The sequence below is a fragment of the Streptococcus oralis genome, assembly GCF_021497885.1.
GTDB lineage: Bacteria > Bacillota > Bacilli > Lactobacillales > Streptococcaceae > Streptococcus > Streptococcus oralis_BQ.
Genome location: NZ_CP046523.1, coordinates 1318242 through 1338839, shown reverse-complemented (window position 1 = coordinate 1338839; position 20598 = coordinate 1318242). Strand labels below are relative to the sequence as shown.

The 20598-nt window shown below is 41.5% G+C and carries 7 protein-coding genes and 2 pseudogenes; all 9 read left to right on the top strand.

What is annotated here, in order from left to right:
- Positions 1 to 97: 97 nt before the first annotated feature.
- The 9 genes and pseudogenes from GOM48_RS06780 to gyrB all read left to right on the top strand — a co-directional run bounded on the left by GOM48_RS06780 (position 98) and on the right by gyrB (position 20538).
- Positions 98 to 7414, top strand: coding sequence for an SIALI-17 repeat-containing surface protein (locus tag GOM48_RS06780; RefSeq protein WP_235096582.1), 7317 nt, complete (start codon positions 98 to 100; stop codon positions 7412 to 7414).
- A 144-nt stretch (positions 7415 to 7558) separates the two neighbouring features.
- Positions 7559 to 7645: pseudogene (locus GOM48_RS09760) on the top strand (YSIRK-type signal peptide-containing protein); the annotation flags it as partial.
- Positions 7646 to 7966: 321 nt separating this feature from the next.
- Positions 7967 to 12469: pseudogene (locus tag GOM48_RS06770) on the top strand (SIALI-17 repeat-containing surface protein); the annotation flags it as partial.
- 126 nt (positions 12470 to 12595) lie between these two features.
- Complete coding sequence (locus GOM48_RS06765; RefSeq protein WP_235096581.1) at positions 12596 to 13447, top strand: NAD(P)H-hydrate dehydratase; 852 nt, start codon at positions 12596 to 12598, stop codon at positions 13445 to 13447.
- A gap of 199 nt (positions 13448 to 13646) precedes the next feature.
- Complete coding sequence (locus GOM48_RS06760; protein ID WP_414930191.1) at positions 13647 to 16136, top strand: bifunctional DnaQ family exonuclease/ATP-dependent helicase; 2490 nt, start codon at positions 13647 to 13649, stop codon at positions 16134 to 16136.
- 5 nt (positions 16137 to 16141) lie between these two features.
- The gene (locus GOM48_RS06755; protein WP_235096577.1) at positions 16142 to 17365 is read left to right on the top strand and encodes an FtsW/RodA/SpoVE family cell cycle protein; all 1224 of its coding nucleotides are present in this window, start codon (positions 16142 to 16144) and stop codon (positions 17363 to 17365) included.
- Between the two features lie 10 nt (positions 17366 to 17375).
- A complete protein-coding gene (locus GOM48_RS06750; protein ID WP_235096575.1) occupies positions 17376 to 17930 on the top strand; it encodes a DJ-1 family glyoxalase III in 555 nt (184 codons plus the stop codon).
- 84 nt (positions 17931 to 18014) lie between these two features.
- Complete coding sequence (locus GOM48_RS06745) at positions 18015 to 18578, top strand: HAD-IA family hydrolase (protein ID WP_321159596.1); 564 nt, start codon at positions 18015 to 18017, stop codon at positions 18576 to 18578.
- A gap of 13 nt (positions 18579 to 18591) precedes the next feature.
- Entirely contained in the window at positions 18592 to 20538 is a 1947-nt protein-coding gene (gene gyrB, locus GOM48_RS06740; protein WP_235096570.1) for a DNA topoisomerase (ATP-hydrolyzing) subunit B, read from the top strand.
- Positions 20539 to 20598 lie beyond the last annotated feature (60 nt).

The window sequence follows — 20598 nt, the reverse complement described above, 5'->3', positions numbered from 1 at the left end:
ATAAAACTTGGTACTTGTTTGTGTATTCAGAAGGAGGTTATTTTTTAAAATAAAGTAAACGCTTACTTTGTATCAAGAAAAAGAAATGAGGATTTCAATGAACAAAAGACTTTTTGATAAACGTTGTCATTATAGCATTCGTAAATTTGCAATAGGTGCGGCATCTGTAATGATTGGGGCTAGTATATTTGGTATTTCTGCTGTACAAGCTGAGGAGGTGGCTTCATCCAATGCTAAAACAGAAGAAACAACTGTTCATCAAGCTCAACCTTTAGATAAGCTTCCCGATGATGTGGCAGCTGCTATTGCAAAGGCTGATGAGAATGGTGGGCGTGAGTTTGTAAAACCAAAAGCTGAATCGGCAGAAGACAAAGTGACTAAGGATACAGAACCTACTACACCTACTAACGAGAGTAGTCGTGAATTGGTTAGTCCTAAAGGGGAAACTCCAAATAAAGTAGAAGAAGGAAACAAGGCTGATAACAAACAGAAATCTGAAGATGCAAATCCAAAGCCTGTTGAATCTGCAGTAACAGCTGGAACAGAAGTGAAAGAGGATTCTAAAAAAACTTCTGAAAAGGACCAAGTGAAAGCAGACACAGAGATTAAACCTTCTTCTGAAAAATCGCAAGTGCTGTCTAGAGAGTCAAACAAAGCCGAAGTTGAAAAGGAAAAACAGCTATTATCGGAACGAAAACAAGATTTTAATAAAGATTGGTATTTTAAACTAAATGCCCAAGGAGATTTTTCAAAAAAAGATGTGGATGTTCATGATTGGTCTAAATTGAATCTTCCTCATGATTGGAGTATTTATTTTGACTTTGATCACAAGTCTCCCGCTCGTAATGAAGGTGGGCAGTTAAATGGTGGAACAGCTTGGTATCGTAAGACTTTCACATTAGACGAAGCAGACAAGAATAAGGATGTTCGTATCAATTTTGATGGGGTTTACATGGATTCAAAGGTCTATGTAAATGGTAAATTTGTCGGACATTATCCAAGTGGCTATAATCATTTTTCATATGATATCACAGAATTTTTAAACAAGGATGGTAGTGAAAATTCAATTACTGTTCAAGTGACCAATAAGCAACCAAGTAGTCGTTGGTATTCAGGAAGTGGGATTTATCGTGATGTAACCCTTAGTTATCGTGATAAAGTCCATGTTGCCGAAAATGGTAATCATATCACTACTCCAAAACTTGCTGAGCAAAAAGAAGGGAATGTTGAAACACAGGTTCAAAGTAAGATTAAAAATACGGATAAGAAGGCTGCTAAAGTCTTTGTGGAACAACAAATTTTTACTAAGGAAGGTAAGGTTGTTTCAGAATTAGTCCGCTCTGAAACGAAGAATTTAGCAGAAAATGAAACTGCAGATTTCAGACAAACAATCCTAGTTAATAAACCAACTCTTTGGACGACAAAAAGTTATCATCCTCAACTGTATGTGTTGAAAACAAAGGTTTATAAAGAAGGTCAACTAGTTGATGTAACAGAAGATACATTTGGTTACCGTTATTTCAATTGGACTGCTAAGGAAGGTTTCTCTCTGAATGGTGAACGCATGAAATTCCACGGAGTAAGTATTCACCATGACAATGGAGCCTTGGGGGCAGAAGAGAATTATAAGGCTACCTATCGTAAATTAAAACTCTTGAAAGATATGGGGGTTAACTCTATTCGAACAACCCACAATCCAGCGAGTCCTCAGTTACTTGATGCTGCAGCTAGTTTAGGTCTTTTGGTTCAAGAGGAAGCTTTTGATACTTGGTATGGTGGCAAGAAGACTTACGACTATGGACGGTTCTTTGATCAAGATGCAACTCATCCGGAGGCTAAGAAGGGTGAGAAGTGGTCTGATTTTGATCTCAGAACAATGGTAGAACGTGATAAGAACAATCCGTCTATCGTCATGTGGTCTCTTGGAAATGAGGTAGAGGAGGCAAATGGTAGTCCTCGTTCTATCGAAACTGCTAAACGCTTGAAGGCAGTTATCAAAGCGATTGATACTGAGCGTTATGTAACCATGGGGGAAAACAAATTTAGTCGTGCGGCGACAGGTGATTTCTTGAAACTCGCAGAAATTATGGATGCTGTCGGTATGAACTATGGTGAACGTAATTATGATGCTGTTCGTAGAGCGCATCCAGACTGGCTCATTTATGGTTCTGAAACTTCTTCAGCTACTAGGACGCGTGATTCTTATTATAACCCTGCTCAAATCCTTGGACATGACAATCGTCCAAATCGTCACTATGAACAATCTGACTATGGTAATGACCGTGTTGGATGGGGAAGAACAGCTACTGAATCATGGACTTTTGACCGTGATCGTGCTGGCTATGCTGGACAATTTATCTGGACAGGAATTGACTATATTGGAGAACCGACTCCATGGCATAACCAAGATAGTACACCTGTCAAGAGCTCTTACTTTGGTATTATTGATACAGCTGGTTTACCAAAGAATGATTTCTACCTTTACCGTAGTGAATGGTATAGTGCTAAAGAAAAGCCAACTGTTCGCATTTTACCACATTGGAACTGGACTGAAGAGACCCTTAAGGATCGCAAGATGCTGATTGATGGAAAGGTTCCGGTTCGTACCTTCTCAAATGCTGCAAGCGTCGAATTGTTCTTAAATGGAGAGTCGCTTGGTAAAAAGGAATTTACTAAGAAAAGGACAGAAGATGGACGTCCATATCATGAGGGAGCTAAACCAAGTGAATTGTATCTTGAGTGGCTTGTGAAATACCAACCAGGCACACTGACTGCGATTGCTCGAGATGAAAATGGCAACGAAATTGCGCGTGATAGTGTGACAACTGCTGGGGAGCCAGCAAGAGTTCGTCTGACTAAAGAAGAGCATGTTATCACTGCAGATGGAAAGGACCTATCCTACATCCATTATGAAATTGTTGATGGCGATGGTAATGTGGTTCCTACAGCTAACAATCTTGTTCATTTCAATCTTCATGGTCAGGGACAAATCGTTGGTGTGGATAATGGAGAACAAGCTAGTCGTGAACGCTACAAAGCTCAAGCAGATGGAACATGGCAAAGACGTGCTTTCAATGGTAAAGGGGTTGTCATTGTAAAATCAACAGAAAAAGAAGGTAAATTTACTCTTTATGCAGATTCTGCTGGTTTGACATCTGATAGCGCAACGGTCGCAACGGTGTCTGGTAAGAAAGAAAATCGTCACTTTGTAGCCTTTGCTCCTGTAAAAGCAACAACTGATGTGACGACAAATCCTGAATTACCTCAAACAGTAACAGCTATTTATAGTGACGGTAGTGTTGAGGAAAAGACTGTAACTTGGGAAATGCCATCTGACTTGCTTACAAGCGCAGGTGAGAAAAAAGTATCTGGACGTGTAGAAGGTTTGGAAACTAAAGCTGAGGCACTTGTTAAAGTGATTGCTTTAGATAGATGGTTACCAAAAGTTGCTACAGTCCCAGTTGGAACGAATGCGGCTGATTTGGATAAAACGGTCACAGCTGTTCTGACAGATGGTAGCTTGATTGATACTGATGTTGTTTCTTGGACCTTGAAAGACCCTGCTGCTTTGAACAAGGAAGGTGGACGTACGGAGGCTACTGGTAAATTGGTAGATGACGACCGTGAAGTGACTGCAACCTTTATCGCAAGTAGTAAGGAAACAACAAGTAGCATTACAGGACTTACTGTTGGGGATAAAGCTCTTGAGAATTTTGAGTCTGGCAAGACCTATTACCGTGTATCCCTTCCTTACACTGCAACTATTCCAAGTGTTGAAGCTCAGACTACCGGATATCAAGTAACTGTTCAGCAAGCTTCTGCTTATAATGGTTATCAGGCTTCTGTCTTCTTGAGTGACCAAAAGGGTGACTTGGTTCAAACTTACTTAATTCAGTTTGTGAAGGAAGCTCCTGCTTTGAAACGTTTGGAAGTGGTTGTAGAAGGAAAAGAAACTGCCACTGAAGATCAAGTATTAACTTATCACGTCATTGGTCGTTATGAGGATGGTTCACAAACAGAGTTTTCGGCTTCAGATATTCACTTAGAAGCTAAATCATCTGATGGGGGACATCTTGAGGTGAATGGTCAGAATCTATTGCTCTATACTAAGGGAAGAGTGACTTTGACACCTCGAATCGATAATCAAACAGAGAAAACAGAATCTGTAACCACTGAAGTGGTGATTAAAGAAAATAAAGTCAGCAAGAAGATTGTGAAACTTCATCCTGTGTTTGTTTCTACAGATATCAATCAGCAACCGAATCTACCTAAAGAAGTTGGAGCAGAATTTGATAAGGGCTTGCCACGCAAAGTATCTGTAGCTTGGGATAAGGTAGATGAAAAAGAGTTGGGGCACTATCATAGCTTTACGCTTAAAGGACATGTGAAAGGCACAGATATTGAAGCTAAAGCGACTGTAACGGTTGAAGGATTGCAAGTTGCAGAGGAAATCAGTCTCACAGTACCTAAGGGTGAGACGGTTCAATTGCCAGCTAATGTCCGGGCTTACCATTCTAACGGAACAACTATCTACAAAGATGTTGTTTGGGATCAGGTTCCAGCCAACTTTAGTCAAATTGAAGGGGTCTATGAAATCAATGGTCGTTTAGTAGGTAGCAATCTGACAACTAAAGCTCATGTTCGAGTGTCTAGTCAAGTGGTTGCTGGAAATAATATCTCTAAACAATGGACAGGTTCACAATTACCAGCTGCCATTGTATCCAATACAGGAGGAGATGACACAGCCAACACCTTGAACGATTTGACTGTATCAAGAACGCCATCAGATGCTAAAAATAGATGGACTACTTGGAGAACAAATACTGATAATGACTGGGCTTCTATCTTATTTGGTAATTCAGGAGACTTGACGAAGCGTTTTGTCAACAATTTGTCGGTTGATTTCTATACTGATGGAGCAATTGGTCTTCCAAAAGAATATGTAGTTGAATATTATGTAGGTAAAGAAATTCCAGATTTACCAAGTGATGTCAGTCATGCGCAACGAGATAGCAATCATCCATTTAATAATCCAGACAATTGGAAAGCAGTTGAAAACTTACATGCTCCAAGTCAGCTGTCTGCAACTCAAACCAATCACTTCACATTTGACAAGGTCGAAACCTACGCTGTTCGTATTCGTATGAAGAAAGCAGATGGAACATCAGGTGTTGGTCTGACAGAGCTAACTGTGCTTGGAAACAAGGTCTTAAGTGAAACAAGTTCAGAGATTTCTATCAAGGTAGATGGCAAGGATCTTGAACATTTTAATCCATCTAAGACAGATTACTATATTCCTCAATCTAGCAAAGAAATCACAGCAACAGCTAGCAATAATGGTTTGGTAACAGTTGTTCCTGCAACAAGTCCAAAAGGTGCAACACGTCTCATCTTGAAAGCAGAAGATGGTACGGTGTTGAAAGAATATCGAATTTTCCGCAATGATGAGAGAGAAACTAGTCAACCTCTTGCTGCAGAAAACAGTGCTAAAATCTTGAATGTTGGAGACAATCTTCAACTTCCTTCAGAAGTAAGTGTTTATTATCCAACTTCAACTAATTGGACTACAGATAAACTTGCAGTGAAGTGGGATGCTATTCCTGAACATGCGACAGAGCATGAGGGAACATTTGAAGTTACCGGTCATGTCATTGGTACAAATCTAACGACTAAAATGCAGGTGACAGTTGTTTCTAAAGGCAATCAAGTCATTTCAGAAAATCCAAGCAACAATGAAACTGATTCTAAAGCCTTTGCTTCGACAACGAACGATACTCAAGCAGCTTCACATGATCGAATTTTCTATATCAATGATGGAAAATACAATGAAGATGGACGTTGGACAAACTGGTCTCGTACTCCGAAAAATCAAGAAACTTCTGTTGGATTACTCTTTAAGAAGGATGGAAAAATTGCTTCTCAATCTATTGGGAAAGTAGCCATTCAGTTCTTTAAAGATAGTGGCACAGATGCTCCAGAGAAAATGGTTCTAGAAAGATATATTGGTCCTGCTTTTACAGAACCAAGTACGATTTCTCGTTACGAAGAAAATGCCGATCATCCATTTAACAAGGCAGAAAATTGGGCACCAATTTCTTACAAAGCTTCTGGAGAATTAGTAGCTGGTAAACCAATCGAGTTTAACTTTGAACCGGTTCAAACGACAGCTATTCGTGCGCGCATGACTCGTAAGGCTACCACCAATGGTCTTGCACTTGTAGAATTTACAGCCTACTCTGCAGGCAAGGGATCAGAAGTGGAAACACCATCAGCGACTATTTCGATCGACGGAAAAGCATTGAAAAACTTTGATCCAAATGTGACAGATTACACTCTAACAACAATGGGTTCAAAACCAAAAGTCACTGCAACAACTAGTGGACATGGAGTAGTTACAGTTGTGGATTCTGGAAATGCCAATCTTCCAACACTGGTTCGTCTTGTTTCCAAAGATGGAAATCTGGTGAAAGAATATCGTTTACACTTTAAGTCTACCTTCCAAACAACACCAACAGAAGGCGTTAAGAACTTAGTAGCAGAAACTCCAAGTTTGGAAATTGAAAAGACTCCGCTTCCGTTTAAAGAAGTTATTCGTGAAAACCCTGAACTTGCTCAAGGTCAACGTCGTATCGTTTCTGAAGGACAAGATGGAGAAAAAGTTGACTATATTCAAGTTTTGGGTACTACTAGAAGTCTTGTTCATTCTGAAGAAAGAAAGGCTCAGGATCGCATTGTTGAAGTAGGAGTGAAAGCATCTATTTCAAGTAGTAAAGGCGAGGAGCCAGCTCCAGTCAATGAAGTTCCAGAATTCAAAGGAGGTGCTAACTTTGTAGAAGCAGCAGTCAATGAAGTTCCAGAATTCAAAGGAGGTGCTAACTTTGTAGAAGCAGCAGTCAATGAAGTTCCAGAATTCAAAGGAGGTGCTAACTTTGTAGAAGCAGCAGTCAATGAAGTTCCAGAATTCAAAGGGGGTGCTAACTTTGTAGAAGCAGCAGTAAACGAAGTTCCAGAATTCAAAGGAGGTGCTAACTTTGTAGAAGCAGCAGTAAACGAAGTTCCAGAATACACAGGAACTCTTGCTACTGTAGGAGATCAAGCGGCACCAAGCGTTGAGAAACCTGAATTTAAGGGTGGCGTTAATGCTGTAATGGCTCTAGAACATAAACTTCCAGAGTATCATGGTGTTCTAGCCACGGTAGGAAATGAGGAAGCGCCTGTTCTTGAAAAACCAGATTATCCAGTAGAGCTATTAGCTCATGACCAGACTATAAAACCAAATGTTTCAGTAGTAAAAGAAGAGCAAAATAGATTACCAGAAACAGGTGAGGGAGAATCTGAAACAGCCATTTTCTTGGCAGGTGTTAGCTTGGCCTTGTCAGCAGCCTTGTTAACTGCAAAACGAAAAGAGGATTAGTTTGTGCGTCTAATGCTATCCTATTGGTATAGCTTGGTCGATGATAAAAAATCACATTGATAAATGAGTTGAAGAGATGGAGAGGACTGATTAGGCCTCTCCGTCTTTACTAGTAAAAATGGAATCGTTTACTTTCGCGTTTGGATGAAAGGAGATAAGATAAAGATGGATAAAAATTTTTTCAATAAACGTTGTCATTACAGTATTCGTAAATTCGCTATTGGAGTAGCTTCTATTATGATTGGTGCCAGTATCTTTGGTGTTAATTTAGTAGAGGCAGCAGAAACAGGTAGTGTAGGAGATAAAGAGGGAACTATAACTCAAGCTCAGCCATTGGAAAAGTTACCTGATGAACTTGCAGCAGTTTTGAAGAAAGCAGAAGAAAATGCTGGGAAGGAAGCTAGCTCGACAGTTGGAAATGGAGAAACTACAGGAACGATTGGTTCTACTGATTCGACAAATAATCTTAAACCAGCTGAAGCACCTGGAATTCCAGAGAATGAAACAAAGCCGTCTGAAGCCATGAGTGGAGGACAAAATGATAAAGAAATCGCTAAACCTAGTCAACCAATTACACCTGAAACTCCAAAAGTAGAGCAAACAGGTGATGGAACAGTTGAATTGTCCAATCAATTTACGGCAAGCAAACCAGCTAGCGAAGCCAGTATTGAAGCTGCCAGCAAGAGCTCAGACTATCTCAAAAAAGAGTACAAGGTCTTTCCAACTCCACAAAAAGTGACTTATGGAGAAGGTGTCACAGCCCTTCGTAAGCAAGTCAATCTGGTAATGGGCGATCAACTCGATATCTATACTCGCAATCGCTTGAAGAGCGTTTTGCAGGACAATCAAGTATCTTACAAAACTAGTAAAACGGCCGTTTCTGGCGCAACTAATATCTATCTTGGAGTGCATGGACAAGGTTCACAAGCAGAACAAAACTTGTCCAAGGTTTCCGCAGGTCTCTTTGACAAAATTGATGCTTATGCTCTGACCATCAAGGACAACTCTATCTCCATCGTCGGAAAAGACACAGATGCGGTCTTTTATGGTTTGACAACCTTGAAACATATGCTCAAGGAAAGTCAAGTGCCAGTCCTTCGCAATGTGACAGTGGAAGATTACGCTGAAATCAAGAACCGTGGGTTTATCGAAGGTTACTATGGAAATCCATGGTCTAATGAAAATCGTAAAGAATTGATGCGTTATGGAAGTGAATTGAAGTTAACTCAATACTATTTCGCACCAAAAGATGATCCATACCACAATAAGAAATGGCGTGAACTTTACCCAGAAGAAAAACTGGCTGAAATCCGAGAACTTGCACGTGTCGGTAATCAAACGAAAACACGTTATGTTTGGACCATCCATCCATTTATGAACAATCGTATCCGCTTTGGCAATGAAGCGCATTACCAGGCTGATCTTGCAACCATAAAGGCTAAGTTTACTCAGTTGTTGGACGTGGGAGTGCGTGAATTTGGTGTGCTTGCAGATGATGCACCAAGCCCAGTTGGTGGTTACCATAGTTATGTTCGCTTGATGAAGGATATCACAAATTGGTTGACTGAAAAACAAACAGCATACAGTGGTCTCCGTAAAGATATGATTTTTGTTCCTGCCTGGTACATGGGGCAAGGAACTGAAGCTGAACTTCGAACCTTGAATGAACATCTTCCTGAAAATGTCCATTTAACTCTTACTGGTGGAAAGGTCTGGGGGGCTGTTGACCAAACATTCTTAACGAACTTAAAGAAAAATTTAACAGAAGGTGGTAAGACTTACCGTCCAATTCAGTTCTGGATTAACTGGCCATGTAATGATAATACAAAACCCCACCTAATTCTTGGAGGTGGTGAAAAATTCTTACATCCAAATGTTGATTTATCACTTGCACAAGGAATTATGCTAAATCCAATGCAACAATCTGAAGCATCTAAAGTGGCACTTTTTGATATGGCTCAGTATGGATGGAAACAATGGAGAAGTGTAGAAGAAGCAGAACAAATCAACGATATGGCCTTTAACTATGTAGTTAATGATCATTTTGAAGAAAGCAGTGTTTCGAAGGCTTTTCGAGAACTCGGAAAACACATGCGCAATCAAAATAGACCTCCCCATGTCACTAAATTAGAAGAGTCTGTAGAATTGGCTCCAAAATTGACAGAATTCTATAACAAACTCAAATCTGGTCAAAATCTGGATACTGAAAGAAAAGAGTTGAGGGAAATTTTTACTGGTTTGAAAGCCAATGCTCTATTACTTAAAGAAAAAGGTGATCAGAAATTAATCGAACAAATTCACTATTGGTTAGAGAATACAGTAGATCAAATGAACGCGCTTGAAGCTTTCCTAACAGCTACAGAAGGTCTTACTGAAAAGAATGATGCCAAGGTGTGGGAGTATTATCAGGCCGGAGTCAAACATTATGACCAGTCAGTTAAGTATGCCTTCTTTTACGTTGACCATTATGAATACGCAGAATTTGGTGTCCAACATATTCGACCATTTATCAATAATCTCAAAGAATACTTAGCCTTACATATCCAAGCAATGTTGAATCCAGATAAATTTGTGACAACATTTATTACGAATCGTGCTGGAATAGAAGGCGGATTGAAAGAAGTCACAGATGGTGACTTTGATACACATGTGATTGCCAAAACAACCATTGTGATTGAGAGAGGCGATTATGTAGGCTTGCGCTTTAATAAGGCAATTAAAATACACAAATTAGGTTTCGCTACGGGTACTAATACGGCCGATAATTATACCTTTAGTAATGCTCTTGTTGAATATCAAAATGAACATGGAGAATGGGTAGCCATAACGAGCCCCGCTTATACTGGTAGAGAACGTATTCTGGAATTTAATGACCTCGATATCACAGCTCAAGCTGTTCGTATGATAGCAACAGCTAAGAAGGATAATGCTTGGCTTGCCATGCGTGAAATTGCTGTTAACAGACCCCTAGAATTGGGTAGTAAGAAGGTTAGGGGCACTATTAGTTTAAGTCCAAACCTTGTTTACAAATATGGAACAAGTGTTGTTCAGATGCAAGATGGTCGAGAAAACACAGAATCCATGATGGCACATGTTGATCAGACCAATGTCACACCAGCGCAAGCCTGGGTACAAATGGACTTAGGTGGACTGCACAAAGTAAAACGAGTTCATCTGATGCAAGGGGAACGAGACAAACTAGCATCTGGTGTCATCGAATATTCTGCAGATGGTACAAATTGGACAACGCTTCAAAATTTATCAGGGCAACGAACTTCTGATATTGTGAAAGAATTTACAACTCGTTTTGTTCGCATTCGCAATACACAAACCTTAAATAAGTGGTGGAGAATTGCGGAATTTACAGTAGATGTCGATAGTCCAAATCTTGACTTAACAGACACCAACGTGGATGCCTTGAAGGAAACACCAGTAGTGGATAGTTTGGGCAGTTACGAGCTTCAAATTCCAGCTGGAACCAAACTCCCTGCTCATAGCTATCTAGGTATGAAGCTTGATCGTATCCATCAAGTCAAGAGCATCCAGCTCCAAGGCCAGGCTAACTCAGCACTCAGCCTAGAATACTCTGTAAATGCGCAAGAATGGACACCAGCTAATAGATCTGTAGCGACCCACTTGGTACGTTACGTTCGTCTTGTGAATAAAACAGACAAAGAGCAGGCTGTTCCATCTACTTCACTCCTAGTAACTACCAAAGAAGTCCAACCAACTAAACTAGAATCAACAACAATGGGCATTCATCCAATATACGGAAGCAATGATGTTCGTAAACTGAACAACCTAGATCAACTATTTGACGGTGTTTATAACAACTTCGTTGAGTTTTCAGACTATGCCCATAAAGATGGTCATGTAACCTTGAAACTTGGTAGCGAACGCACGATTAAGAAAATCAGAGCCTACATCCAAGACGGAACTCAAAACTACCTTCGTGATGGTAAGATCCAAGTCAGCCAGGACGGTAAAACTTGGACAGATGTTGTGACAGTAGGAGATGGTGTGGCTAATAGTCCACACGATGATTCGTTGACAGATGGCTGGACACATGATTCTAAGATGTCAGGAAATCGCTACATCGAAGGTGAATTGACGACACCAGTCAAAGCCAACTATCTTCGTGTCTTCTATACAGCTGACTATGATGCCCGTTTTGTAGGATTTACAGAATTGGTGATCAATGATGGCGAATTTGTCAAACCAATCAATGATCCAACTGTAGAAGGAAATGGTGGCGAAAGCCAAGGCAACCTTTATAATAACCTTGTAGACGGCAAAGTCTTGACCAGCTACAAGTCTGAAAAAGACAAGGGCGAATTGGTGTATCACTTATCTGAGCCAACCAATGCCAACCACCTTCGTCTCGTTTCCAGTCTTCCTGAAGGAGCGAAAGCACGTGTTCTTGCTAGAACACTCAAGGATGGTCAAGACAGTTGGACAGACCTCGGTGCCATTACATCTAGTCTCCAAACCTTTGCTATCCGAAATGGTGGCTCTCTTCTAGACGTCAAATTAGTCTGGGAAGGTGGCAAGGCTGAGTTTTATGAATTGGCGAGCTTCTATCAAGAATTAACGGAAGAAGCTGTTCAATCAAGCAAGGGTGAAGAAGAACCACCAGTTTTGAGCAAACCGGACTTTACAGGTGGTGTGAACGCGGTAGAAGCAGCAGTACATGAAGTACCAGAGTACACAGGTCCACTTGGAACAGCCGGAGATCAGCCAGCACCGATAGTTGAGAAACTAGAGTTTACAGGTGGTGTGAACGCGGTAGAAGCAGCAGTACATGAAGTACCAGAGTACACAGGTCCACTTGGAACAGCAGGAGACCAACCAGCACCGACAGTTGAAAAACCAGAGTACAAGCTAAGTTCGTTAGAAAAAACTCAGACTTCAGGAGCACCAGTTCAAATTGCCAAAGAAGACAAGAGATTGCCAGAAACTGGTGAGAAACAGTCAGAAACAGCTATTTTCTTGGCAAGTGTTGGACTAGCTCTATCTGCTATCTTTGTCGCAAAAAGTAAAAAAAAAATTAATTGACTTTGAAAAAAGAGATATTTCGTAGAGGGGCTTTGTCCCCTCTTTTTCTATATGAAGGAAGAGATTTATGTTTAAGATGCAAGGTCAATAAACTTTATAGTATAATGAATAGAGAGGAAAAAAACGATGAAAGTGATTGATCAAACTTTACTAGAAAAAGTCATTATTGAACGTTCTCGTAACAGCCATAAGGGAGATTACGGTCGTCTGCTCTTGCTGGGAGGGACCTATCCTTATGGGGGAGCTATCATCATGTCAGCCATTGCAGCTGTTAAAAGTGGGGCAGGTTTGGTGACTGTTGGTACGGATAAGGAGAATATTCCGGCTCTGCACAGTCATTTACCTGAGGCCATGGCATTTTCTCTTCAAGACCAGCAATTGTTAGAAGAACAGTTGGAAAAGGCAGAAGTTGTCTTGTTAGGTCCGGGTTTGCGAGAGGATGCATTTGGAGAAGAACTCGTAAAACGGGTTTTTGATAGTCTTGGAAGAGACCAGATTTTGATTGCAGATGGTGGTGCTTTGGGCATCTTAGCAAACGGCCAGTTACCATTTCCTTCTAGTCAGCTTATCCTAACTCCCCACCAAAAGGAATGGGAAAGACTGTCTGGTATAGTTCTTGACCATCAAAATACAGAGACGACTGCTAGAGCTCTTTCAGCTTTTCCTCAAGGAACGATTCTAGTCGAGAAGGGTCCAGCGACTCGTATCTGGCAAGTCGGTCAGCCTGAATATTATCAATTAGAAGTCGGAGGCCCCTATCAAGCAACTGGTGGGATGGGAGATACACTTGTTGGGATGATTGCAGGTTTTGCAGGTCAGTTTCACCAGGCCAGCCTCTATGAGAGAGTGGTGGTAGCGACCCACCTTCATTCAGCTATAGCGCAGGAACTAGCTCAAGAAAATTACCTTGTCTTGCCAACAGAAATTAGCAAGGAACTTCCGAAAACAATGAAAAGAATATCTCAAAAAGGCAGCTAATACCTTAGTTGTCTTTTTATGTTGATGTAGCTTTGTTGATAAGGTTTTCAAATACTTCAGAACCAGCAATCAACTGCTGAACTTGCGTGAAATTCTCACTTTTAAGGTCTTGATTTTTACTCAAGTTCGCAAGTGAAGCCAGATTGTTATCAAAGTTGAGGGGTGTCAAATCATGCTTTTTTTGATATAATTTTTAATGATGAATGCGAGAAATGATCGGTATGTGGTCGTTGATTTAGAGGCGACCAGCACCGGAAGCAAGGCAAAAATTATTCAAGTAGGCATTGTGGTGATTGAGAATGGTGAAATCATCGATCAGTATGCGACCGATGTCAATCCCCACGAACCCTTGGATTCTCATATCAAAGAATTAACGGGTCTGACCGATCAGCGTTTGGCTGCGGCACCAGAGTTTTCTCAGGTGGCTGGAAAAATTTTTGAATTGGTTAAGGACGGTATTTTTGTTGCGCACAATGTACAGTTTGATGCTAACCTTCTTGCAGAATTTCTCTTTTTTGAAGGATATGAATTGCGCACACCGCGAGTGGATACAGTTGAGCTTGCCCAAGTTCTGTATCCTCAGTTTGAAAAGTATAACTTAGGTATCCTTTGTCAAGAGTTGGGCATTGAGCTGGAACATGCCCATACTGCCCTGTCAGATGCTCAGGCAACGGCTGAACTCTTGCTTTACATGCGTCAAAAACTTTTTGAGCTACCTAAAGGGCTTTTAGAAAGCTTATTAAACCTTGCAGACAACCTTCTCTATGAAAGTTATCTGGTGATTGAGGAGGTTTACCAGCGACAATCTCTCTTGTCTTCGCCAGACTTGATGGAACTCCATGGGCTTTTCCTCAAAAAGGAAAGTCAAGACTTAGCACCACGGAAGTTATCCAAAGATTTTGCTAAAAACATTTCTTTATTGGGGCTGGAGGAGCGACCGCAACAGATGGAATTTGCGGAAAAGATTGAGCAATTATTGGAAGAATACCATACTTTTTTTATCCAAGCTAAAACGGGATTGGGTAAGACATACGGCTATCTCCTCCCGGCTTTGAACTTGGAGAGTCAAGCAGGTATCCTAGTGAGTGTTCCGACCAAAATTCTTCAAAATCAAATCATGCAAGAAGAAGGACAGCGTTTAAAAGAGGTCTTCCATCTGGAAATTCATAGTCTCAAGGGGCCTCAAAATTACTTGAAATTGGATGCTTTTCACCAAGTCCTCCATCGGCCGGAGTCCAATCGCCTTTTCATACGTTTTAAAATGCAACTGCTCATCTGGCTAACGGAGACAGAGACTGGTGACTTGGACGAAATCGGCCAGCTTTATCGCTATCAACACTTTCTGCCAGAACTAGTCCACGATGGCAAGCTTTCAAAGAAAAGTTTATTTGCTACAGAGGATTTTTGGAAACGAGGGCAGGAAAAGGCCAAGATCAGTCGCGTTCTCTTGACTAATCATGCCTATCTGGTCACTCGTTTGGAAGACAATCCAGAGTTTGTCGACAACCGTTTGGTGATTTTGGATGAAGCTCAAAAAATGCTACTAGCTCTCGAAAATCTAGCCCAGCAGGCTTATCGCCTGGAGGAACTTGTAACCCAGCTTGATAAGTCCTTAGAGTCAGTGGAGAATTTGGTTCAGAAGCGCTTGCTTGAGAGTATTGGCTTTGAATGTCGTTACTTGATGGAGCAGTATCAGTCAGGTCTGAAGAATGGGAAGTGGTTGGATTCTCTCGAACACTTGCGCCAACATTTTTCGGAGCTAGTGCTCCCAGAGTATCGAGAAATTGCAAACTTTTTCACCTCTGACCGTGAATTTTGGATTGCTACAGCAGAGAAATCGAGCAAGGATGTGTTGATTTGTTCAAGCAAAAAAGGCCGTTTTATACTAGCAGACCTATTGCCAGAAGATTGCAGGCTCCTAGGAGTATCGGCCACTCTTGAAATCAGCAATCGGATTTCCTTAGCAGATTTATTGGGATTTCCTGATGCTCCGCTTGTTAAGCTTGATGTAGCAAAACAGGAGCAACAAGAAGTCTTTCTAGTCAATGACTTTCCTCTTGTGACAGAAGTTTCGCCTTTTGACTATGCTAGTGAAGTGGCTTCTGTCATTCGAAGCTTACAAGCCTTTCAAGAACCTATATTGGTCTTGTTTACTTCAAAAGAGATGTTGCTGGCAGTTTCGGACCTGCTCGACCAACCGCATCTAGCTCAGTATAAAAATGGGGAACCAAGCCAACTGAAAAAACGTTTTGAAAAAGGTGAACGCCAGATCTTGCTTGGAACAGGTAGTTTCTGGGAAGGAGTCGATTTTTCAACCCATCCTTGCGTGATTCAAGTGATTCCGAGATTGCCTTTCCAAAATCCCCAAGAACCTTTAACCAAAAAATTAAACCAAGAACTGCGTCAAGAAGGGAAGAATCCTTTCTATGATTATCAGTTACCGATGGCGATCATTCGGCTAAAACAAGCCCTTGGGCGTACTGTTAGACGGCCCGACCAAGGTTCGGTTGCTGTGCTTTTAGACAGCCGTGCCGTCAGCAAGCGCTATGGCAAACAAATCGCCCAGGCCTTGTCAAAAGAAAGAGATGTTCAAGTCCTTTCTAGAGAAAAGCTAGAGCCTGCTGTAGCTGATTTTCTCCAATCCCGTCGCGATAAAATGAAAGAAAAATCCAAGAAAGAGAAAAGGTAAAAAATATGAAACGTTCCTTCGACTCTCGAGTCGATTATAGCCTTCTCCTACCAGTGTTTTGTTTACTGGTGATTGGAGTAGTGGCCATTTATATAGCAGTTAGTCATGACTATCCCAATAATGTACTTCCAATTCTAGGTCAGCAAATCGCTTGGATTGCCTTGGGTCTTGTCATTGGATTTGTCGTCATGTTCTTCAATACCGAATTTTTATGGAAGGTGACTCCCTATCTTTATGGCTTAGGCTTGGCCTTGATGGTTCTCCCTCTTGTTTTTTACAATCCGAGTTTGGTAGCTTCTACAGGTGCTAAAAACTGGGTATCAATCGGGGGAACCACGCTCTTTCAACCATCTGAGTTCATGAAGATTTCCTACATCTTGATATTGGCTCGAGTCATTGTACAATTCACTCAAAAACACAAGGAATGGCGACGGACTATTCCCTTGGATTTCCTATTGATTGGTTGGATGATTGCCTTTACCATCCCAGTGCTGGTCCTTTTAGCCCTACAAAGTGACTTAGGGACTGCCTTGGTCTTTGTAGCTATTTTTGCAGGCATGGTTCTTCTTTCAGGGGTTTCGTGGAAGATTATCATTCCTGTTTTTGCGACAGGAGTGACTGCAGTTGCAGGCTTCATGGCAATCTTTATAAGCAAGGATGGGCGTGCCTTCTTGCATCAGATTGGGATGCCAACTTACCAGATCAACCGCATTTTAGCCTGGCTCAATCCCTTTGATTTTGCGCAAACAACGACTTACCAACAGGCTCAGGGGCAAATTGCTATTGGGAGTGGTGGCTTGTTTGGACAAGGTTTCAATGTGTCCAATCTCCTCATTCCAGTACGTGAGAGTGATATGATTTTCACAGTGATTGCTGAAGACTTTGGCTTTATTGGTTCGGTCTTTGTCGTTGCCCTGTACTTACTTCTTATTTACCGGATGTTGAAGATTACGCTCAGGTCAAATAACCAGTTCTACACCTACATTTCGACTGGTTTTATCATGATGTTGCTCTTCCATATCTTTGAAAATATCGGTGCCGTGACAGGCTTACTTCCTTTGACAGGGATTCCTCTACCTTTTATCTCTCAAGGGGGCTCCGCAATTATTAGCAACCTCATTGGTGTCGGTCTCCTCTTATCTATGAGTTACCAGACCAACCTAGCGGAGGAGAAAAGTGGAAAAGTTCCATTCAAACGAAAGAAAGTCGTCCTAAAACAAATCAAATAAGGAGGCCACTATGGCAAAAGTAGCAGTTATTTTAGCCCAGGGTTTTGAAGAAATCGAAGCCTTGACAGTAGTTGATGTCTTACGTCGAGCAAACATTTCATGTGATATGGTAGGATTTGAAGAGCAGGTGACAGGATCACATGGCATTCAGGTAAAAGCCGACCGTATCTTTGATGGTGATTTGTCTGACTATGACTTGGTAGTTCTTCCAGGTGGCATGCCAGGCTCAGCTCACCTACGGGATAATCCAGCCCTCATTTCTGAGATTAAAGCCTTTAATCGAGCAGGAAAGAAAATTGCTGCCATCTGTGCAGCCCCAATCGCTCTTCATCAAGCAGGTGTCCTGAAAGACAAGCACTTCACCTGTTATGACGGTGTTCAGGAGAACATCAGTGATGGAATTTATCAAAAGCAAACAGTGGTTGTGGATGGCAATCTAACAACTAGCCGAGGACCGTCAACCGCACTTGCCTTTGCCTATGAGTTGGTAGAGCAGTTGGGAGGAGATGCCGAAAGTTTACGAGTCGGTATGCTCTATCGAGATGTCTTTGAAAATCAACAGTAAAACGAGGGTTAAACTCTCGTTTTTTACTTGGAAAAATCTAGGAAATCATCGCTTTTTTCATAAAAAAATGGTATAATGAAGGGTATGAAATATCACGACTACATATGGGATTTAGGTGGTACCCTATTGGATAATTACGAGACTTCTACAGCAGCCTTTGTAGAAACCTTAGCCCAATACGGAATTGAGCAAGAACACGACCGTGTTTACGAAGCCTTGAAGGTTTCGACAGCTTTTGCCATTGAGAAGTTTGCTCCAGATATCGAAGATTTTTTAGAAAACTACAAAGAAAATGAAGCGCGTGAGCTAGAGCACCCAGTCTTGTTTGAGGGAATTCCTGAGTTACTCAAAGACATCTCTGACAAGGGTGGTCGTCATTTCTTGGTTTCTCATCGAAATGACCAAGTGCTAGAACTTCTTGCCAAGACGCAGATAGCGAACTACTTCACAGAAGTCGTGACTGCCAGTTCTGGCTTTAAACGAAAACCAGATCCTGAGTCCATGATTTATTTACGTGATAAATATCATATCTCATCCGGTTTGGTCATTGGAGACAGGAATATTGATGTAGAAGCAGGGAAAGCTGCCGGCTTAGGTGCCTATCTTTTTAAAAACGTTGTGACACTGAGACAAGCAATAGACATGTAAGAAAAGGGAAAAAATGACAGAAGAAATCAAAAACCAACAGGCACAGGATTATGATGCCAGCCAAATTCAAGTTTTGGAGGGGTTGGAAGCTGTTCGTATGCGTCCAGGTATGTATATTGGGTCGACTTCAAAAGAAGGCCTTCACCATCTAGTCTGGGAAATCGTTGATAATTCAATTGATGAAGCCCTAGCAGGATTTGCTAGCCATATCCAGGTCCTTATTGAGCCAGATAATTCCATCACCGTTGTGGATGATGGACGTGGTATTCCTGTTGACATTCAGGAAAAGACAGGACGTCCTGCTGTTGAGACCGTCTTTACTGTTCTTCACGCTGGAGGAAAGTTCGGCGGTGGCGGATACAAGGTCTCAGGTGGATTGCACGGTGTGGGTTCATCAGTAGTAAATGCCCTCTCAACTCAACTAGATGTTCGGGTTCATAAAAACGGAAAAATTTATTATCAAGAATACCACCGTGGGAATGTCGTTGCTGATCTTGAAGTGGTTGGAGATACGGATAAAACTGGAACAACAGTTCACTTCACACCAGATCCAGAGATTTTTACAGAAACAACGACCTTTGACTTTGAAAAATTAAACAAGCGTATTCAAGAACTAGCCTTTTTGAACCGAGGTCTTCGAATCTCCATCACAGACAAGCGTGAAGGTCTCGAACAGACTAAACATTACCACTATGAAGGTGGAATTGCTAGCTACGTTGAATATATCAACGAGAACAAGGATGTTATCTTTGATACACCAATCTACACAGACGGTGAGATGGATGATATCACAGTTGAAGTAGCCATGCAGTACACAACGGGTTACCACGAAAACGTCATGAGTTTCGCCAACAATATTCATACCCATGAAGGTGGTACGCATGAGCAAGGTTTCCGTACAGCGCTGACGCGTGTTATCAACGATTATGCCCGCAAGAATAAACTGCTAAAAGACAATGAAGACAACCTGACAGGGGAAGATGTCCGTGAAGGATTGACTGCAGTTATCTCAGTTAAACATCCAAATCCGCAGTTTGAAGGACAAACCAAGACCAAACTGGGAAATAGCGAAGTGGTTAAGATCACCAATCGCCTCTTCAGTGATGCCTTCTCTGATTTCCTCATGGAAAATCCACAGATTGCTAAGCGCATCGTGGAAAAAGGGATTTTGGCTGCCAAGGCTCGTGTAGCTGCCAAGCGTGCGCGTGAAGTCACTCGCAAGAAATCTGGTTTGGAAATTTCCAATCTTCCAGGAAAACTAGCAGACTGTTCTTCGAACAACCCAGCTGAAACCGAACTCTTTATCGTTGAGGGAGACTCAGCTGGTGGGTCAGCTAAATCTGGTCGTAACCGTGAATTCCAAGCTATCTTGCCAATTCGTGGTAAGATCTTGAACGTTGAAAAAGCTAGCATGGATAAAATCCTTGCCAACGAAGAAATTCGGAGTCTCTTCACAGCTATGGGAACAGGATTTGGTGCAGAGTTTGATGTCAATAAAGCGCGCTATCAAAAACTCGTTTTGATGACCGATGCCGATGTTGATGGAGCCCATATTCGAACCCTCTTACTGACTCTGATTTACCGCTACATGAAACCAATCTTAGAAGCTGGTTATGTTTATATTGCCCAGCCACCGATTTATGGGGTTAAAGTCGGAAGTGAGATTAAAGAATACATCCAGCCAGGTGCAGATCAAGAAATTAAACTCCAAGAAGCCTTAGCACGTCATAGTGAAGGGCGTTCAAAACCAACCATCCAACGTTATAAAGGTCTGGGAGAAATGGATGACCACCAATTGTGGGAAACAACCATGGATCCAGAACATCGCTTGATGGCGCGTGTTTCGGTAGATGATGCTGCCGAAGCAGATAAAATCTTTGATATGTTGATGGGAGATCGAGTAGAACCTCGTCGCGAATTTATCGAAGAAAATGCCGTTTACAGTACCCTTGACGTCTAAAAAATGTGGGAAATAGTTCCCATGACCTAAAAAATATGATATAATCAATACGATTGTTTC